This window comes from Planococcus sp. CP5-4_YE, from assembly GCF_019042655.1.
Lineage (GTDB): Bacteria > Bacillota > Bacilli > Bacillales_A > Planococcaceae > Planococcus.
Window position 1 is genome coordinate 81333 of the sequence record NZ_JAHPZO010000002.1, and the last position, 15030, is coordinate 96362.

The 15030-nt window shown below is 49.6% G+C and carries 15 protein-coding genes; 2 read left to right on the forward strand and 13 right to left on the reverse strand.

The window, feature by feature from the left end:
• Positions 1-31 precede the first annotated feature (31 nt).
• The 7 genes from KTG14_RS02820 to KTG14_RS02850 all read right to left on the reverse strand — a co-directional run bounded on the left by KTG14_RS02820 (position 32) and on the right by KTG14_RS02850 (position 6523).
• Positions 32-670, reverse strand: a complete 639-nt coding sequence (locus KTG14_RS02820; protein WP_216969239.1) for an ABC transporter permease — start codon at positions 668-670, stop codon at positions 32-34.
• A complete protein-coding gene (locus KTG14_RS02825) occupies positions 667-1635 on the reverse strand; it encodes an ABC transporter ATP-binding protein (RefSeq protein ID WP_216969241.1) in 969 nt (322 codons plus the stop codon). Before KTG14_RS02825 ends, KTG14_RS02820 begins: the two co-directional genes overlap by 4 nt.
• Before the next feature lie 53 nt (positions 1636-1688).
• Positions 1689-2531, reverse strand: a complete 843-nt coding sequence (locus tag KTG14_RS02830; protein ID WP_216969243.1) for a GNAT family N-acetyltransferase — start codon at positions 2529-2531, stop codon at positions 1689-1691.
• Positions 2532-2650: 119 nt separating this feature from the next.
• Positions 2651-3868, reverse strand: coding sequence for an MFS transporter (locus tag KTG14_RS02835; RefSeq protein ID WP_216969245.1), 1218 nt, complete (start codon positions 3866-3868; stop codon positions 2651-2653).
• 105 nt (positions 3869-3973) lie between these two features.
• Positions 3974-4918 carry a DUF4003 family protein gene (locus KTG14_RS02840; RefSeq protein WP_216969248.1) on the reverse strand — a complete coding sequence of 315 codons (945 nt, stop codon included), beginning with the start codon at positions 4916-4918 and terminating at the stop codon, positions 3974-3976.
• Between the two features lie 52 nt (positions 4919-4970).
• Complete coding sequence (zupT, locus tag KTG14_RS02845; protein WP_216969250.1) at positions 4971-5780, reverse strand: zinc transporter ZupT; 810 nt, start codon at positions 5778-5780, stop codon at positions 4971-4973.
• Between the two features lie 92 nt (positions 5781-5872).
• Entirely contained in the window at positions 5873-6523 is a 651-nt protein-coding gene (locus KTG14_RS02850) for a uracil-DNA glycosylase (protein ID WP_216969251.1), read from the reverse strand.
• Positions 6524-6716: 193 nt separating this feature from the next.
• On the opposite strand from KTG14_RS02850, the gene KTG14_RS02855 reads away from it, so the two are divergent.
• Together KTG14_RS02855 and KTG14_RS02860 are read left to right on the forward strand one after the other, a co-directional pair.
• The gene (locus KTG14_RS02855; protein ID WP_101189453.1) at positions 6717-7058 is read left to right on the forward strand and encodes a P-II family nitrogen regulator; all 342 of its coding nucleotides are present in this window, start codon (positions 6717-6719) and stop codon (positions 7056-7058) included.
• A gap of 12 nt (positions 7059-7070) precedes the next feature.
• Positions 7071-8354: an ammonium transporter gene (locus KTG14_RS02860; RefSeq protein ID WP_216969253.1), complete on the forward strand. Its 1284-nt coding sequence runs from the start codon at positions 7071-7073 to the stop codon at positions 8352-8354.
• Between the two features lie 90 nt (positions 8355-8444).
• On the opposite strand, the gene KTG14_RS02865 is transcribed toward KTG14_RS02860, so the two are convergent.
• The 6 genes from KTG14_RS02865 to hflX form a co-directional block, all read right to left on the reverse strand.
• The gene (locus KTG14_RS02865) at positions 8445-9092 is read right to left on the reverse strand and encodes a phosphatase PAP2 family protein (protein ID WP_216969255.1); all 648 of its coding nucleotides are present in this window, start codon (positions 9090-9092) and stop codon (positions 8445-8447) included.
• Between the two features lie 129 nt (positions 9093-9221).
• A complete protein-coding gene (locus tag KTG14_RS02870) occupies positions 9222-9983 on the reverse strand; it encodes an iron ABC transporter ATP-binding protein (RefSeq protein WP_216969258.1) in 762 nt (253 codons plus the stop codon).
• On the reverse strand, positions 9980-10930 hold the full coding sequence (locus KTG14_RS02875) for an iron chelate uptake ABC transporter family permease subunit (RefSeq protein ID WP_216969260.1): 951 nt from the start codon (positions 10928-10930) through the stop codon (positions 9980-9982). Before KTG14_RS02875 ends, KTG14_RS02870 begins: the two co-directional genes overlap by 4 nt.
• Positions 10923-11873: an ABC transporter permease gene (locus tag KTG14_RS02880; protein ID WP_068460268.1), complete on the reverse strand. Its 951-nt coding sequence runs from the start codon at positions 11871-11873 to the stop codon at positions 10923-10925. The genes KTG14_RS02875 and KTG14_RS02880 overlap by 8 nt, the downstream gene beginning before the upstream one ends.
• A gap of 755 nt (positions 11874-12628) precedes the next feature.
• Entirely contained in the window at positions 12629-13504 is an 876-nt protein-coding gene (locus KTG14_RS02885; RefSeq protein ID WP_216969261.1) for a DUF6612 family protein, read from the reverse strand.
• A 178-nt stretch (positions 13505-13682) separates the two neighbouring features.
• The gene (gene hflX, locus KTG14_RS02890) at positions 13683-14954 is read right to left on the reverse strand and encodes a GTPase HflX (protein ID WP_216969270.1); all 1272 of its coding nucleotides are present in this window, start codon (positions 14952-14954) and stop codon (positions 13683-13685) included.
• Between the last annotated feature and the right edge of the window lie 76 nt (positions 14955-15030).

Consider the following 15030-nt stretch of genomic DNA (forward strand, 5'->3'; position numbering starts at 1 on the left):
ACGGCTTCACTTCATACTGTAGGCATAGAGCTTAAGTTTTCAACCCTTTTGGTGTAGCGCGTTTTTCGATCCATTTTAAAATCAAATCAAACCCAATCGCCAACAAAGCAACCGGCAGTGCACCCGCGAGTACCAGTGAATTATTATACGATTGCAGCCCACGATAGATAATATCGCCAAGCCCGCCCGCTCCGACAAAAGTCGCGAGCGTTGCAATGCCCACCGTCAGTACCGTCGCGGTGCGGATGCCGGCCATGATGAATGGTAGCGCTAATGGCAATTCAATTTGACGCAGGATCTGCGTTCTCGTCATGCCCATTCCACGCCCTGCTTCAATCGTGGATCCATCGACTCCGACAATACCGGCGTAAGTATTGCGCAAAATCGGCAATAACGCATAGATGATCAGTGCAATTAAAGCAGTCGGAGAACCGATGCCAAGAACCGGCACCAAAAACCCAAATAACGCTAAACTTGGTATCGTCTGAAAGATAGCGGTGATTCCGATGATCGGTTCGGCAAAGCGCCGATAGCGGGCAATCATAACACCCGTAGGCAAAGCAATTGCGATGCCGATGGCTACAGCGACAAAGGATAAATAGATATGTTCGATAAAGGCATCTTGAATCATGTCCTGGCGGCTTACCAGTGTATCGAAAAATGCATTCATGCAGTCGCCTCCTTTTCAACATGGAGGGCAGCTTTCAACAATTCACGCTCTCCGGCAAAGCCGACTAGTGTTCCTTCATCAACTACAGCAAGACGCGGTTTGCCGCTTTGCTCCAATAGCTGATACGCGTCACTGACAGACAATTTGGCATCTGCCCGCTCCGCTTCCCCTGCCCAGTCCTCATCGAAGAAAAACGCGAATTCTTTCAGACGCCGGTCTCCAAATGAACGTTTTTGGTTGATGCGCTCAGTGCCGATAAAATTCCGCACAAATTCATTGGCAGGTTCATCGATCAATTGCTGCGGCGTCCCGACCTGTTCGACTTGCCCATCTTTCATCACAATAATCGTATCGGCGATTTTCAAGGCCTCATCCATATCATGGGTGACGAAAATGATCGTTTTATGGATTTCTTGCTGTAAATGGCGCAGCTCGTCCTGCAATTGTTCACGGCTGATCGGGTCGAGCGCTGAAAACGGCTCATCCATCAGCACGATGTTCGGATCACCCGCGAGTGCGCGGACAACGCCGACCCGTTGCTGCTGGCCGCCGCTCAATTCCAGTGGGTAGCGATCCATGAAGACAGCAGGATCCAATCCCACTAATTGCAGCAGTTCTTTTGAGCGTGCGTCGGTTTTATCGGCTGGCCAATTCAACAGCTTCGGAACCAACGAGACATTGTCGGCGATGGTCATATGTGGAAATAAGCCGATGCGCTGGATGACATAGCCAATCGACCGCCTTAACTTCACCTCGTCCATGCCGGTGATCGGTTCATCGTCTATGTATATGGCGCCCGCCGTCGGATTTTCCAGCTTGTTCACCATTTTCATTAAGGTTGTTTTCCCGCATCCACTGGGGCCAATAATGGCGGTCAGCTGGCGGGCAGGCAAATCGACTGTAACGTCTTTCAATGCTTCCGTACCATCCGGATATCGTTTCGTGACCTTGTCAAAGCGGATCATTCACTTCGCCCCCTTTCAATTGGTCGTTTTTCTATACCCTTATACACAGGGCTTTACTCCCGTTCCGGCTGTCCAAATTTCAAGTGTACCGGATTGGCGATTTGTTCATAGCCGATTTCCTGGTAAATTTTATTGGAAGTGCCATTCGCCAAGTCTGTATAAAGCATAGCAAAATCATACTCATTCAGCAGCTCTTCTGTAATTTCTGCAACTAGTGTCCGCGCGTAGCCTTTTTTTCGCAACTCTTTGGGCGTAAAGACGAATGAAACGGTGACGCCATGCTTGGATGGGCGTGCTTTTTTCATGCAGGATACTACACGTCCGCCATCTTCCCAGAGAAATACCTCTTTGCGCGAAATGAAATCGGCTATTTTTTCTTCCGCCTCCTCTTGCGAAGGATTGCCGGTACCCGTGTCTTCACCGAATAGTTGATACCAATCGGCGAGCAACGCGGCATCAAGCCGGTTCGCCACTCGCCAGGTGCCAGGGCTTTTCGGCAATTTCTTCTGCACTGCGTCGATCCGGTACAAGCCTTGATCCATTGCAATTTCTGCAAAGCCGCCCCATGCTTCTGTAAATCTTTCAGCAGTCCTTTTATCCCCGATCACTCCGGAAATCTCAATTTTCGCATCGCGGAATTCATTCGCTGCCAGCACTTCCACATTCACGCTTTCCCGCAAGACAATCAATTGCAACGGGTGGGGAGGCGTCATCAAGGCTAATGCCGCAATTCCTTGCGCGTCTTCCGCGAGCCCTAAAAAGAATGTTTCATAACGCCCTTGTTCAATTTGGCCAAGCACACCGAGAAACAAACTGTATAGGTCTTCCCTTTTCTCAAGCAGCGGCCGTGCTTTTTCTACATATTCGCCAATCTCCTTGTACCATTTCCACTCCATATCTCCACACTCGTTTCCATTAATTTCATTTCTCCATTACTTATTAGCTATTTTTGGCTCATTCCCTTTTTTCACTTTAGAGAAACAAAAAACGCGGACCTCATTCGGCCCGCGCTTCATCATTCCAATTCCATTTGTTTCGTTTCAGTCCCGAGGAAGGCGACCGCCGAGGCGCCGATCAGAATCGAAACGCAGAAAATCGCAAAAATGACATTGATACCGAAGCCCGCCGTCAGCATCGAACCCACAAGAATCGGTCCGAGGATGCCGCCGATTCGGCCGAATGACGCTGCCATTCCTGTGCCCGTCGCACGGATGACTGTCGGATACTGCTCAGGAGAGTACGCATAGAGAGCTCCCCAAGCTCCGAGGTTGAAGAACGACAGGAACGCACCCGATACCAATAATGCCGTGATGGTGTCTGCATTCCCGAAAGCCAGCGCGGAAGCAGCCGTCCCGACCAAATAAGTCACCAGCACGAACTTCCTGCCCACGCGTTCGATCAGCCAGGCAGCGGAAAAATAACCCGGCAATTGCGCCAACGTCATGATTAATACATATTGGAAGCTTTGGATAAGCGGGAATCCTTTCATCACCATGACACTCGGCAACCATAGAAACATCCCGTAATACGAAAAGACCACTGTAAACCAGACAATCCACAGCATCATCGTTGGACGCCGATACGTTTTTGACCACACGTCACGAATATTGGTGGAAACAGAACGCAGCACATCTTTTTTCGCTGTAAATTGTGGCGAATCCGGCAAATTGAGGCGCAGGTACAAAGCATAAAATGCAGGCAACGCCGTCAACAAAAGAGCGACTCGCCAACCATACGCGGGAATGATGAAGTAAGAAATGATGGCAGCCAATAACCAACCGGCAGCCCAGAAACTCTCCAACAGGACCACCACTCGCCCACGATCTTTTGCCGGGACGCTTTCCGATACCAAAGTCGAAGCGACTGGCAATTCTCCCCCAAGCCCCATACCGACGAAGAAACGCAGGATCAAGAAAGCGGCAAGCGTTGTGGTGAAGGCTGAGATACCGCTGGCCAGCGAGAATAGCAACAGGGTGATGATAAAGATTTTCTTGCGGCCAATACGGTCGGCATAAATTCCGAAAACAAATGCACCGACCGCCATGCCGATGGAATTGACGCCGCCGATCCATCCCATTTGCTGGGAAGTCAGTCCCCAGTCTTCATGAAGCGCAGCAATGATAAAAGCCAGAATCCCGACGTCCATGGCATCAAAAAGCCAGCCGAGTCCCGCTACGCCTAATAGTTTCCGCTGTGATATAGAGTTTGTGTTTTTTTCTGTAGCAGTTGTCATGTTCTTTCCCCTTGTCTTGACACTTGTCTGTTATTCTTTACACCCTAACTATACCGTTACAGACTTGAAGTGACAAGGGATGAGTGGGCAGCTTCCCGATCGTGATCAGCTCCCGGAATTGTTAGAAGAAGCGATCACCGTACTCATGCCAAGCATCATCGCCGCCTGCTGCGCCTGCATGAGCATTTCCACAGAAGCCGAAAATACCGCGGCTTCGCTTTCACGCAACTCCACCGATTCTGCCATCACCAATTGAACTGCGGAAGGAAGAACCCATCCACCGTACCAGCGGAATAATTTTGACGCTTCCAGTGCACGGGCCGTCTCCACAACAGCTGCCAGCGCCTTTCCATCCGCATTCGCGACAGCTAAAAAACCGAGTATTGGATAATGCTCCCCGCGCACTTTGACTTTCTCCGCTTTCAGGAAATCACGGATCGCCACGACACGCCCCGCCACTTCCGGTTGAAACGCCGGCGAATCGAAAGTCATGACCTGGCTCAGCCATTGCAGATGATTGCCGGCTGAAAACCCTTGCGTCCGCAGTTCTTTATAATAGCGGTTCATCGTTTCCGCGCGCTCCCCGACGTCCCCTTCCCGATTCGAAAGCAAAGCGACATATGGGATGTCTTCACTGGATGTGAGGAATGGATGATAGGTTTTCATCGCATTGTACAATTCCCTCGACCGCTCCGCTTGTCCAGGAGAGTCCATCATCAAGGCCGCGAGATATGTATAGGCACTCTTCCAGAATTTATTGTTATTCAGCGCTTGCTGATTGGCATTGAGCTCAGCCAACCCATTTTCCGCCGGTTTTTCATCCAACACCAGATATGCCGTCACAATGTGATGGAGATGTGCGCGCAGCGGTGAAGTGAACCCTTCTTTCTTTTTGATGAGCTGAGAAACTTCGCGATGTGCATCCTCATCGAATTCACGTCCTCGGCTCAAATAAATCATCGTAACGGCAAGCGACACTTGCTTATCAACCGTCCAACCGAGCGCTTTTGAGACTTGCCCGTAAGTTTCTTCGATTTTTTTGGCTTCCATTGAAAACGCCTCCTTGACCATTTATACGGTCAAGGAGGCGTGAGGTTTCAAGTTACGCAAGAAGGACGAGGCTGAGCGCCATGACCGCCATTCCGGCAACCAATCCATAAATCGATAAATGGGCTTCGTCATAACGCTTCGCCGCCGGCAATAATTCATCCAACGAGATGAACACCATGATTCCAGCAACGCTGGCGAAGATGATGCCAAACAAAGTATCACTGAGGAAAGGCATCAAAAATAGCCAAGCGGCAATTGCGCCAACCGGTTCAGATACCCCCGAGAGAAAACTGTATTGGAAGGCTTTCTTGCGGCTGCCTGTCGCGTAATAGATCGGTACCGACACCGCGATGCCTTCTGGGATGTTGTGGATCGCCACCGCGATTGCAATCGCGATGCCGAGCGCAGGATCCTGGATCGCTGACATAAACGTCGCGATGCCTTCCGGGAAATTATGGATTGCGATGGCCAGCGCCGTGAAAATCCCCAGCTTGCGGAGGCGCGCGTATTCATCATTGGTCGGGCCAGCATCCATATCTTCTACAGTACGTACTTCATGGGGGTTCCCCATCTGCGGCAAAATTCGGTCAAGCACAGCCATAAAGACCATGCCCCCAAAAAAGCCAGCGAGTGTTAGCCAGTATCCCGCCGTCTCCCCCTGTGCAGCTGTCAGCGAATCTTTCGCTTTAAAGAAAATTTCGATCATGGAGACATAAATCATGACCCCAGCCGAGAAACCGAGTGACACTGACAAGAACTTCGTATTGGTGCGTGAAGCAAAAAATGCGATCAAACTGCCGATCCCGGTCGCAAGCCCCGCAAACAGTGTCAAGCCAAGCGCGAATAAAACCGTACTGTCCATAAAGCCAACTTCCTTCCAGTAGTAATGAATAAGGCTATTCTACTCGAGAAGTTTCCTTTGTGCAACTTTTTTTAACAAAGAAAGATTTTCCATTATTCATGCACTTCATTGCGCAGCAAACGGCCAAGTTTTTCCCAATCCGCATCTTTGTATTGGCGGACTGCCGGGTTATAAAATACACTCGCTGGATGGAACGTCGGAAAAATATGATAGCTCTCTTCGGTTTTCAAAAATGTGCCGCTGTCTTCGTCCCAATAAAGGATCGGTGTTTCCATCAAGGTTCCATGCACCTGCATGATCTTCGCCTCACGCCCGACGAGCCGCTGCAGTCCGATATTCCCGAGCGTCACGATCAATGGAGGCTTCACTGCCCGAATTTCTTCATCGAGGATCGGGGCATGGGCGATGATTTCTTTTTTATTCGGGGCCCGGTTGTATTTACGCTTCACCACTTCACCGCTGCGGGTGCGTTTTTCTCCCCATTTATACGGACGGCTTCTGACAGCGCTGGTGATGTAGACATCTTCACGCTCAAGGCCGATCCCTTCCAATGAAGCCATCAATTCCTTTCCGGCACGCCCCGTAAACGGAATGCCTGTCTCCACTTCGTTCTCGCCTGGTGCTTCTCCAACCAGCATCAAGGCCGGTGATTGCGGTCCGCTTCCCCAAACAAAACCTTCCACCGGAAAATCCGCAATGCGCTTTTTCCCCAATTCAGCCAGTTCTTGTGAAATTCTATACATTCTCATCACCTTTTTCTTTAAATAGGTCAAAAATATAATTTCCTCTTGATTACCGCTATTTGAAATCGCTTTCACGTAATAAAACCTAACATAAATAAAAATAAAACTTGCGTTGTCAGAAAATATTGATTAATATGTTAACAAACCTAACACGAAATACATGTTAGAAAACCTAACACGAGGAGGAAGAAGCATGAAAAAGATTGAGACTATCATTCGCCCTTCTGTTTTCGCTGATGTCCGTCAAGCATTGGCTCTTGAAGGAATCGATGGGCTGACCGTCACCGAAATCGCGGGAATCGGCAAACAGGAAGGGCGCGTCGGCTTGTTCCGCGGAAATGCCTACCGAATGGAGTTTTCTCCTAAGCTTAAATTAGAAATGGTCGTCTCGGACGAAAAAGTCGAGGACATCATTCAAGCTTTGCTCGACTATGCTTCTACAGGCGAAGTCGGAGACGGGAAAATTTTCATCTTGCCTGTAGAAGAAGCCATCCGGATCAGAACAAAAGAACGCGGCACCGTCGCGATTGGATAAGGGGAGATCATTATGGAAGCTGTACAAAGTTCAGTCGATATGCTGTGGGTGATGCTCGGTGCCATGCTTGTCTTTTTCATGCACGCCGGATTCGCCATGGTGGAAACAGGATTCACTCGCTCTAAAAATACCCTTAATATTTTGATGAAAAACATGATCACTATTTCACTAGGGTCCATCCTTTATTTCATTGTCGGCTACGCATTAATGTTCGGGCCGTCCTCGTTCGGTTTGATCGGCACGGAAGGCTTTGCTTTATCAGGTGTCACAGATATTGGGTTCTTCGTCTTCCAGGCAGTCTTCGCTGCAACATGCGCTACGATCATCTCAGGCGCTGTCGCAGAGCGTATGCATCTGACCGCTTATATCTTACTTACCGTTGCCATGACTGCTATCATCTATCCGATTGTCGGCCACTGGGTATGGGGAGGCGGCTGGTTATCAGAAATCGGCTTTATCGACTTCGCCGGTTCCACCGTCGTCCACTTGACTGGAGCCGTCGCTGCCTTTATCGCGGCTTGGAAAATCGGGCCGCGCCTCGGGAAGTATTCCGGAAAAACCGTCAACACGATCCCTGGGCACAGCTTGCCGCTCGGAGCACTCGGCGTGTTCATCCTATGGCTTGGCTGGTTCGGCTTTAACGGCGGTAGCACACTCGCAGCAGACCCTGCGCTCGTCCCGCCCGTCATCGCTAACACTTTGCTTGCGGCATCCGCCGGTGTTTTGGCTACGGCCCTTTACACTCGCTTCCGCTACGGCCGCATTGACGGCACATTGACGATGAACGGTGCACTCGCAGGGCTTGTCGGCATCACTGCCGGCGCTGCCAACGTCTCGTTCCTCGGCGCGATCGCAATCGGCTTGATCGCCGGCATCATCATGACGGAAGCCGTCCATCTATTGGATACGAAAATTCGCGTGGACGATCCGGTAGGGGCTGTATCGGTACACGGAATCGCAGGGGTTTGGGGAACTCTTGCAATCGGATTTTTCGATGTTAACAGCGGATTGCTTTACGGAGGAGGGGCTGAAATTCTCGGCATTCAAGCAGTCGGCGTACTGGCCGTCATCGCTTGGGCCTCCTTGTCTACCGGCGCCGTCCTTCTATTGATAAGCATCGTAACGCCGCTGCGCGTGACAGCCGAAGAGGAAGAAGCCGGGTTGGATTTCGCAGAACACGGCTCGCAAGCTTATTCGATGCAAGACGTGCTGCGCGGTTCATCCGGCAGAGCGGACAATTTCGCAGACCGCCTGAACCAATTAGGCGAAGAACGGCCAGCTTCAGGCAAAGTATAAAACAAAGAGAGATCGAGAGAAGAATTTGGGGCTTCTCAATAGAAAAACGAACGGAGACAAACTCTCCGTTCGTTTTTTTAATTGCCTCGTTTAACGCTCCCCCATGCCTTCCTGTTCGGCAGCACGCAAATACTGACGCTTGCGGAATTGCCGCTCCCTCATTTCATACCAGATGGCTACTAGGACGAATAAAGTGTAACCAAGAAACAGACCTGCCAGCACATCCGATAGAAAATGCGCGCCGCTTGCCACTTGTGATAAAGCCGCGAGAAAAGTCAGCAATACAGCGGCCAGCCACACCGCCAAGCGAATCGATCGCGCGCCGGCCCGTTCGCTAAGAAAATACGCCAGCGTGAACAAGTACAATAGGCCGACCATCGCATGATCGGACGGAAAACTATAGGACGCCACTTCTTCGGGGAAGTCCGGCATCGGGCGGCCGAACCATTGCTGCAACAATTGATTCAATGCGTTCCCTGCACCGACCGCCAAAAAGACGAAAAACATGCCCCGGTAGTTGTGACGGAACGCCCAAAGGAATACGAGAAGCAGAAAGCTGACAGCAAAGATCATCCATTGCTCCCCGATAAACGACATGGCCTTAAGCCACTCCATCCCACCGAACAGCAAAGCCGCCCGTTCATCCAATTCCCGGACCGGTTCTTGCTGATAATAATAAAGTATGCCGAAAAACCCAAGCAATGTCGCCATCGCCATCGGATAAAAGATTCGTTTCATCTCTACACCTTCTTTCCTGCCGCATCGACCAGGCATTCCGGAAATTTTCCGCAACATAAAAACCCGCATGGAATACACTTCCACACAGGTTCCGTATTTCCTTGTTTTCGCATTTAATAACTTCCACGATCAAGAATTGAAATACACACAAATCCGGCAATTGTTCATTTGTTGAATCGGGATATCCATATCGTAAATTTCCTTCAATGCCTCCGATTGGATGATTTCCTCGGTCGGCCCGTCTTTGACCACACGGCCGTTTTTCAATGCAACGATGCGGTCGGAATAGACCGATGCAAAATTGATATCGTGAAGAACGATGATAACCGTTTTGCCGAGTTCATCGACCAATCGGCGCAATATCTTCATGATCTGCACGGAATGCTTCATGTCCAAATTATTAAGCGGTTCATCAAGCAGCACATAATCCGTATCCTGGGCGATAACCATTGCGATAAACGCACGCTGCCGCTGCCCGCCGGACAATTCATCTAAATAAGAGTCTTCCATATCCCCAAGGTCCATGTATTCGATCGCCTGGTCGACCATCTGCTCATCTTCTGCGTTCAAGCGGCCTTTCGAATACGGGAAACGGCCAAATGACACCAATTCGCGGATCGTCAAGCGCACATTCATGAAATTCGATTGCTTCAAGATGGAAACACGTGTTGAGAAATCATTAGACTTCATGGCTTTGGTATTGGTCTTATCGATCAACACTTCCCCGGTATCTGCATCCAAAAGCCGGCTGACCATCGACAAGAGCGTCGATTTCCCCGCCCCGTTCGGTCCGATGAAGGAAGTGATCTGCCCTCTCCGAATATCGACCGAGACATTTTCCACGACTTGTTTCTTTCCATATAATTTCGTCAGTTCACGGACTTGGATCATTTAGACCGACTCTCCTTTAATAGCAAATAGATGAAATAGACGCCGCCGATGAAGTTGATGATGACACTGAGCGTCGTATTGAACGTGAAGACATGCTCGACGACCCATTGTCCGCCAACAAGCGCCACGATGCTGATGATGCTCGCTCCGGCAATGACAATCGAATGTTTATAGGATTTGAAGAATTGATAGGATAGATTGGCGACGATCAACCCAAAGAACGCGATCGGCCCAACGAGCGCCGTGGCAATGGCGATCAACACTGCAGAAAGCACAAGCATCTTCTTGACGAGCGCATCATAGCCGACACCAAGATTCACTGCGGTATCACGCCCCAAAGACAACACGTCGAGCGACGGATTATGGCGCCAAGCCAGACCGATTAAGACGACAATGAAACACAGCGATAGCCACACCAAATCGGCATTGACGTTATTGAAACTTGCGAACATCCGGTCCTGGACAATCTGAAATTCATTCGGATCGATCAGCACCTGCAGGAACGTCGAGACGCTGCCGAAAAACGTACCGAGAATGATGCCGATTAATAGAAGGAAATAAATCGGCTGGTTGTCTTTCTTGAATAGCAATTTATAGAACAATAAAGCGAAGATGACCATGACAGCAATCGACAGCAGGAAGTTCACTTGCTTATTGATGATGGTAATATGCCCCGAACCTAAAAAGAAAATCAACACTGTCTGGAGGAGCATATACAGCGAATCCAAGCCCATGATGCTTGGCGTCAAAATGCGGTTATGGGTGATGGTCTGGAACACTACCGTCGCATAAGCAATCGCCACGCCCGTTAACACCATCGCGAAGACTTTCACACCTCTTCTCGGCAGCGCATAATCGAAGCTGCCATTTAAATTATCGAATAAATACAAGCCGCATGCTGAAGCAGCAAGCGCAATCAAAATCCATAGTTTATGTACATCACGCATACGCCTTCCTCCTAAACAACATAATCAGGAAGATAAAGCTACCGATGACGCCCACCATTAAGCTGATGGTAATCTCATACGGATAAATCAATACGCGCCCGAGAATGTCACAGACCAAGAGGAAAATGGCACCGAGCATCGCGGTATGCGGCAAGGTTTTCTGGAGGTGATCCCCTTTGAAAATAGAAACGATATTCGGGATGATCAAACCGAGAAACGGAATCATGCCGACCGTCAAAACAACGGTCGCTGTAATAAGCGCGACTAAGGTCAAGCCGATATTGACGACGCTGCGGTATTTCAATCCCAAGTTTTTCGAGAAGTCCTCACCCATTCCCGCGACCGTAAAGCGGTTGGCATACATATAGGCAATGATGAAGACCGGCACACTTATGTAAAGAAGTTCATAACTGCCTTTCATGACCATCGAGAAATCACCTTGCAGCCACGCTGACATGTTTTGGATGACGTCCGCCCGGTAGGCGAAAAATGTCGTAATCGACGACAGGATATTGCCGAACATCAAGCCGATAAGCGGAATGAAGATGGCATCCTTGAATTTGATGCGGTTGAGGATTTGCATGAACAAGAACGTGCCGGCGAGCGCAAAGAAAAAGGCTACTGCCATTTTCTCGATCATCGACGCGTTCGCAAACAATAGCATCGACACGAGAATCCCGAGGCGCGTGGCATCGAGCGTCCCGGCAGTCGTTGGCGAGACGAATTTATTGCGGCTCAATTGCTGCATGATGAGCCCCGCCATGCTCATACCCGCTCCCGCAAGCAAAATCGCGACGAGCCGAGGAAAACGACTGACGAGGAAAATCTGTGTTTCTTCAGACTGGAAATCCAGAAGATCCAGTGGACTGATGCTGCTGACTCCGACAAACAGAGAGATGAACGACAGAAGGATCAAGATGGGTATTAAAATGCGTTTTTTCATGTAATGATGCTCCCTATCTAGTGCTATTGCCAATTGAGAATGATAATGATTATCAATGACTAACTGTTTTTTAGTATAGCAGTATAAAAAATAGCGTCAAGGGATAATTGAGAACTATTGTCATTAAGAATTCTGGCGCTTTGAAATGTTCACTTGTTTTTCAAAATTGGTGACCGACTTGTTGCACCTCTTATTGAGTCGCTTCTTGGGGTGGAAATCAGGATTTGGCAAGGGATTTGGCGTCACTTGTCGAGTCGCCGCCCTGCTTTGGGTTGGCCTTTCACTATGAGCCAAGAAGAACACTTGTCTCATTGCTTCGGCTCACCCTTGACGCAGGTCGGCTGAGATATTTCATTGAGTGAAATTTGTTTAACCGGATCTGCTTCTTTAGGCGTTTCCGGCTAGTTGGGAAATCGCTTCTTGGGTTGGGGGGGTGAGTGTGACGAAGGATTTGGCGTCACTTGCGGAGTCGCCGCCCTGCTTTGGGTTGGCCTTTCACTATGAGCCAAGAAGAACACTTGTCTCATTGTTTCGGCTCACCCTTGACGCAGGTCGGCTGAGATATTTCATTGAGTGAAGTTCGTTTAACCGGATCTGCTTCTTTAGGCATTTCCGGCTAGTTGGGAAATCGCTTCTTGGGTTGGAGCTAGAGTGTGCCAAGGAATCGGTCGTAGCTTGCGGAGTCACCGATTTGTACAGAATCGTTTCGATATAAAAAAGCAGAGGAAAGTTCCCTCTGCCTGCCGTACTCATTATTAAAATTCTAGTTCCTGTGCTTGTTGCAATACTTCTGGGGGAATTTCGATCGGCTCAATGGCATTGTAATCGCTGTAATCCACTTGCATCTGCGATTGGATCGCCATCATTTCGCCTCGCACGTCGACATCGAGTTCCATGTCGACTTCCATGCGGTCTAGTAAGTAGTTTTCTTTATTCAGCGTGATGACATAATTCACAGCGTGCACTTCTAGGTCTTCCGGAGCTAGAGGGGCTTCGATTTCCATTTGGCCCAGCGTTTTCTCCAATTGTTCATCCGTCAGTTCCTGGAACTCATCTCCCGAAGCATCAAGCGTCAGGATGTAGGCTTCATCTGTTTCCTCCAACACGAAATCCTCTTCGAAAGCACCAAGTTCGTCTAATTGGCGCGCAGGGTCAGCCGATTGCTGCCCGGCAATCGACTGCATGTTTCCGTGCATTTCTTCCGGCATCTTTAGCCACATATCGACGGACGTCTCATGCATGTATAAGCCCTCTTCCGTCATATACATTTCCGTCAACATCGGATTGTTGTTGTCAATGTCTTCCGATACAATGCTGGTCTCTCCTCTTTGATGGAATGCCAGGGGTTCATAGGTCATTTCCATTTCAGAATCCACTGTCATGTCGATTTCCATACCATCCGGTTGCATTTTCATTTGCTGTTCGGTGTTCGACTGCGCGCGCAAGCTTTCCACTTGCTGCGAAGCCTCCACCGCTTCTGCATAAACTTCCGAAGCGCTCTTCGTTTCTTCTGGCGCTTCTTGTGCAGGATTCTCATTTTCTTCTTCAGTCGTCGGCGCTTGCACATTGCTGCATGCGCCAAGGCCGATGACCGCGGCGCCCGTTCCTATGACTGCCACCCATTTTCTCATGGCGTTCACTCTCCTTATAAAGACTTGTCGTCCATTATACAGCATTCTGCCCTTACTCACAGTTTACCCATTTTATAGCCGGTTAATTGCCGTTCTTTTAGAATAAAGAATTTCCACAAGAAAAAGCCGGAGAATTCTCCGGCTTTTTCTCGTTTTCGTCTATTTGCATATAGTTTGATTATTTACCAACGACGAATTGTTCGTAGCGGTCATAATCCGCACGACTCAGTTCCACGGTGATCAACGTTCCTTCTTCGCCGTACTCGGTTTCCTTGATGCTCGCATGGTCATTCAAATACGCGACGACATCCCCACGCCCGAACGGAATTTCCATCCGGCACATGACGTGGTTCGCAAAGAGCCGGTCGCGGATACTTTCGACTAGTTCATCGAGTCCCGCTCCTTCTTTGGCTGATATCCAGACAGCTTCGGCGCTTTTTCTCGGATACACAACGCCAGCCAGGTCTGATTTATTATAGACATATAAAGTTGGGACGTTCTCCACGCCTACATCCTGCAACGTCGCGTCGGTCACTTCCATCATGTAATCATGCTCATCATTCGAGACATCTACAACGTGAAGCAGCAGATCCGCATTGCGTGCTTCTTCCAGTGTCGAGCGGAATGCTTTGACTAGATGGTGAGGCAAGCGGCTGACAAATCCGACGGTATCGGACAATAAAAAGGTCTTATTGTCTTCCAGCCGGATTTGGCGGATGGATGTATCTAAAGTCGCGAACAGCATGTCTTTCTCGAAAACCTGCTTGTCCGCGTCTTGACCGGTCTTCGAGAGCAAACTGTTCATGATCGTCGACTTGCCAGCGTTGGTATACCCGACAAGCGATACAACCGGCATGCCTTTTTTCAAACGCTGCTTGCGCTGCGTGGTGCGCTGCTCTTTTACTTGGTCAAGTTCCCGTCTGAGCTTGGTGATCTGGTCCTCGATTTTCCGGCGGTCCAGCTCAAGCTTGGTCTCTCCTGCACCGCGGTTGGCGAGCCCGCCGCTGCTGGCACCGCCTTGGCGCCCGAGTGAGGCACGCAAGCCGACAAGGCGCGGCAGCATATACTGCAATTGCGCCAATTCCACTTGTACTTGCGCTTCGCGTGTACGGGCGCGCCTCGAGAAGATGTCCAGGATGAGCATCGTCCGGTCGATCACTTTGCATTCCAATTCTTCCTCAAGATTGCGGATTTGGGACGGCGACAATTCGTCATTGAAGATGATCAAGTTGGCATCCGCTTCCTCATACAATACTTTGGCTTCCTCGACTTTTCCCGTGCCAACGTAATGGGCTGGGTTCACGCGGTCCAAGTTTTGGTGCAGTTCGCCCACCACTTCGACACCGAGTGCCTCTGCTAAATTCCGTAATTCTTCCATACTGTATTCAAAATGGGTATCTTTTTGCAATTGGACACCCACGATAATCGCTTTTTCAATCAATTGTTCCATCTATTGTTGCCTCCTTCGGCAGAATCTCGATTCCGCCCGGTCCCTCATGTCTGTATCAACTTGAAGTTTGCCTCTA

Coding starts and splice junctions, on each gene's coding strand:
- KTG14_RS02820 (WP_216969239.1), bottom strand. CDS start 670: ATGAATGCATTTTTCGATACACTGGTAAGCCGCCAGGACATGATTCAA.
- KTG14_RS02825 (WP_216969241.1), bottom strand. CDS start 1,635: ATGATCCGCTTTGACAAGGTCACGAAACGATATCCGGATGGTACGGAA.
- KTG14_RS02830 (WP_216969243.1), bottom strand. CDS start 2,531: ATGGAGTGGAAATGGTACAAGGAGATTGGCGAATATGTAGAAAAAGCA.
- KTG14_RS02835 (WP_216969245.1), bottom strand. CDS start 3,868: ATGACAACTGCTACAGAAAAAAACACAAACTCTATATCACAGCGGAAA.
- KTG14_RS02840 (WP_216969248.1), bottom strand. CDS start 4,918: ATGGAAGCCAAAAAAATCGAAGAAACTTACGGGCAAGTCTCAAAAGCG.
- zupT (WP_216969250.1), bottom strand. CDS start 5,780: ATGGACAGTACGGTTTTATTCGCGCTTGGCTTGACACTGTTTGCGGGG.
- KTG14_RS02850 (WP_216969251.1), bottom strand. CDS start 6,523: ATGTATAGAATTTCACAAGAACTGGCTGAATTGGGGAAAAAGCGCATT.
- KTG14_RS02855 (WP_101189453.1), top strand. CDS start 6,717: ATGAAAAAGATTGAGACTATCATTCGCCCTTCTGTTTTCGCTGATGTC.
- KTG14_RS02860 (WP_216969253.1), top strand. CDS start 7,071: ATGGAAGCTGTACAAAGTTCAGTCGATATGCTGTGGGTGATGCTCGGT.
- KTG14_RS02865 (WP_216969255.1), bottom strand. CDS start 9,092: ATGAAACGAATCTTTTATCCGATGGCGATGGCGACATTGCTTGGGTTT.
- KTG14_RS02870 (WP_216969258.1), bottom strand. CDS start 9,983: ATGATCCAAGTCCGTGAACTGACGAAATTATATGGAAAGAAACAAGTC.
- KTG14_RS02875 (WP_216969260.1), bottom strand. CDS start 10,930: ATGCGTGATGTACATAAACTATGGATTTTGATTGCGCTTGCTGCTTCA.
- KTG14_RS02880 (WP_068460268.1), bottom strand. CDS start 11,873: ATGAAAAAACGCATTTTAATACCCATCTTGATCCTTCTGTCGTTCATC.
- KTG14_RS02885 (WP_216969261.1), bottom strand. CDS start 13,504: ATGAGAAAATGGGTGGCAGTCATAGGAACGGGCGCCGCGGTCATCGGC.
- hflX (WP_216969270.1), bottom strand. CDS start 14,954: ATGGAACAATTGATTGAAAAAGCGATTATCGTGGGTGTCCAATTGCAA.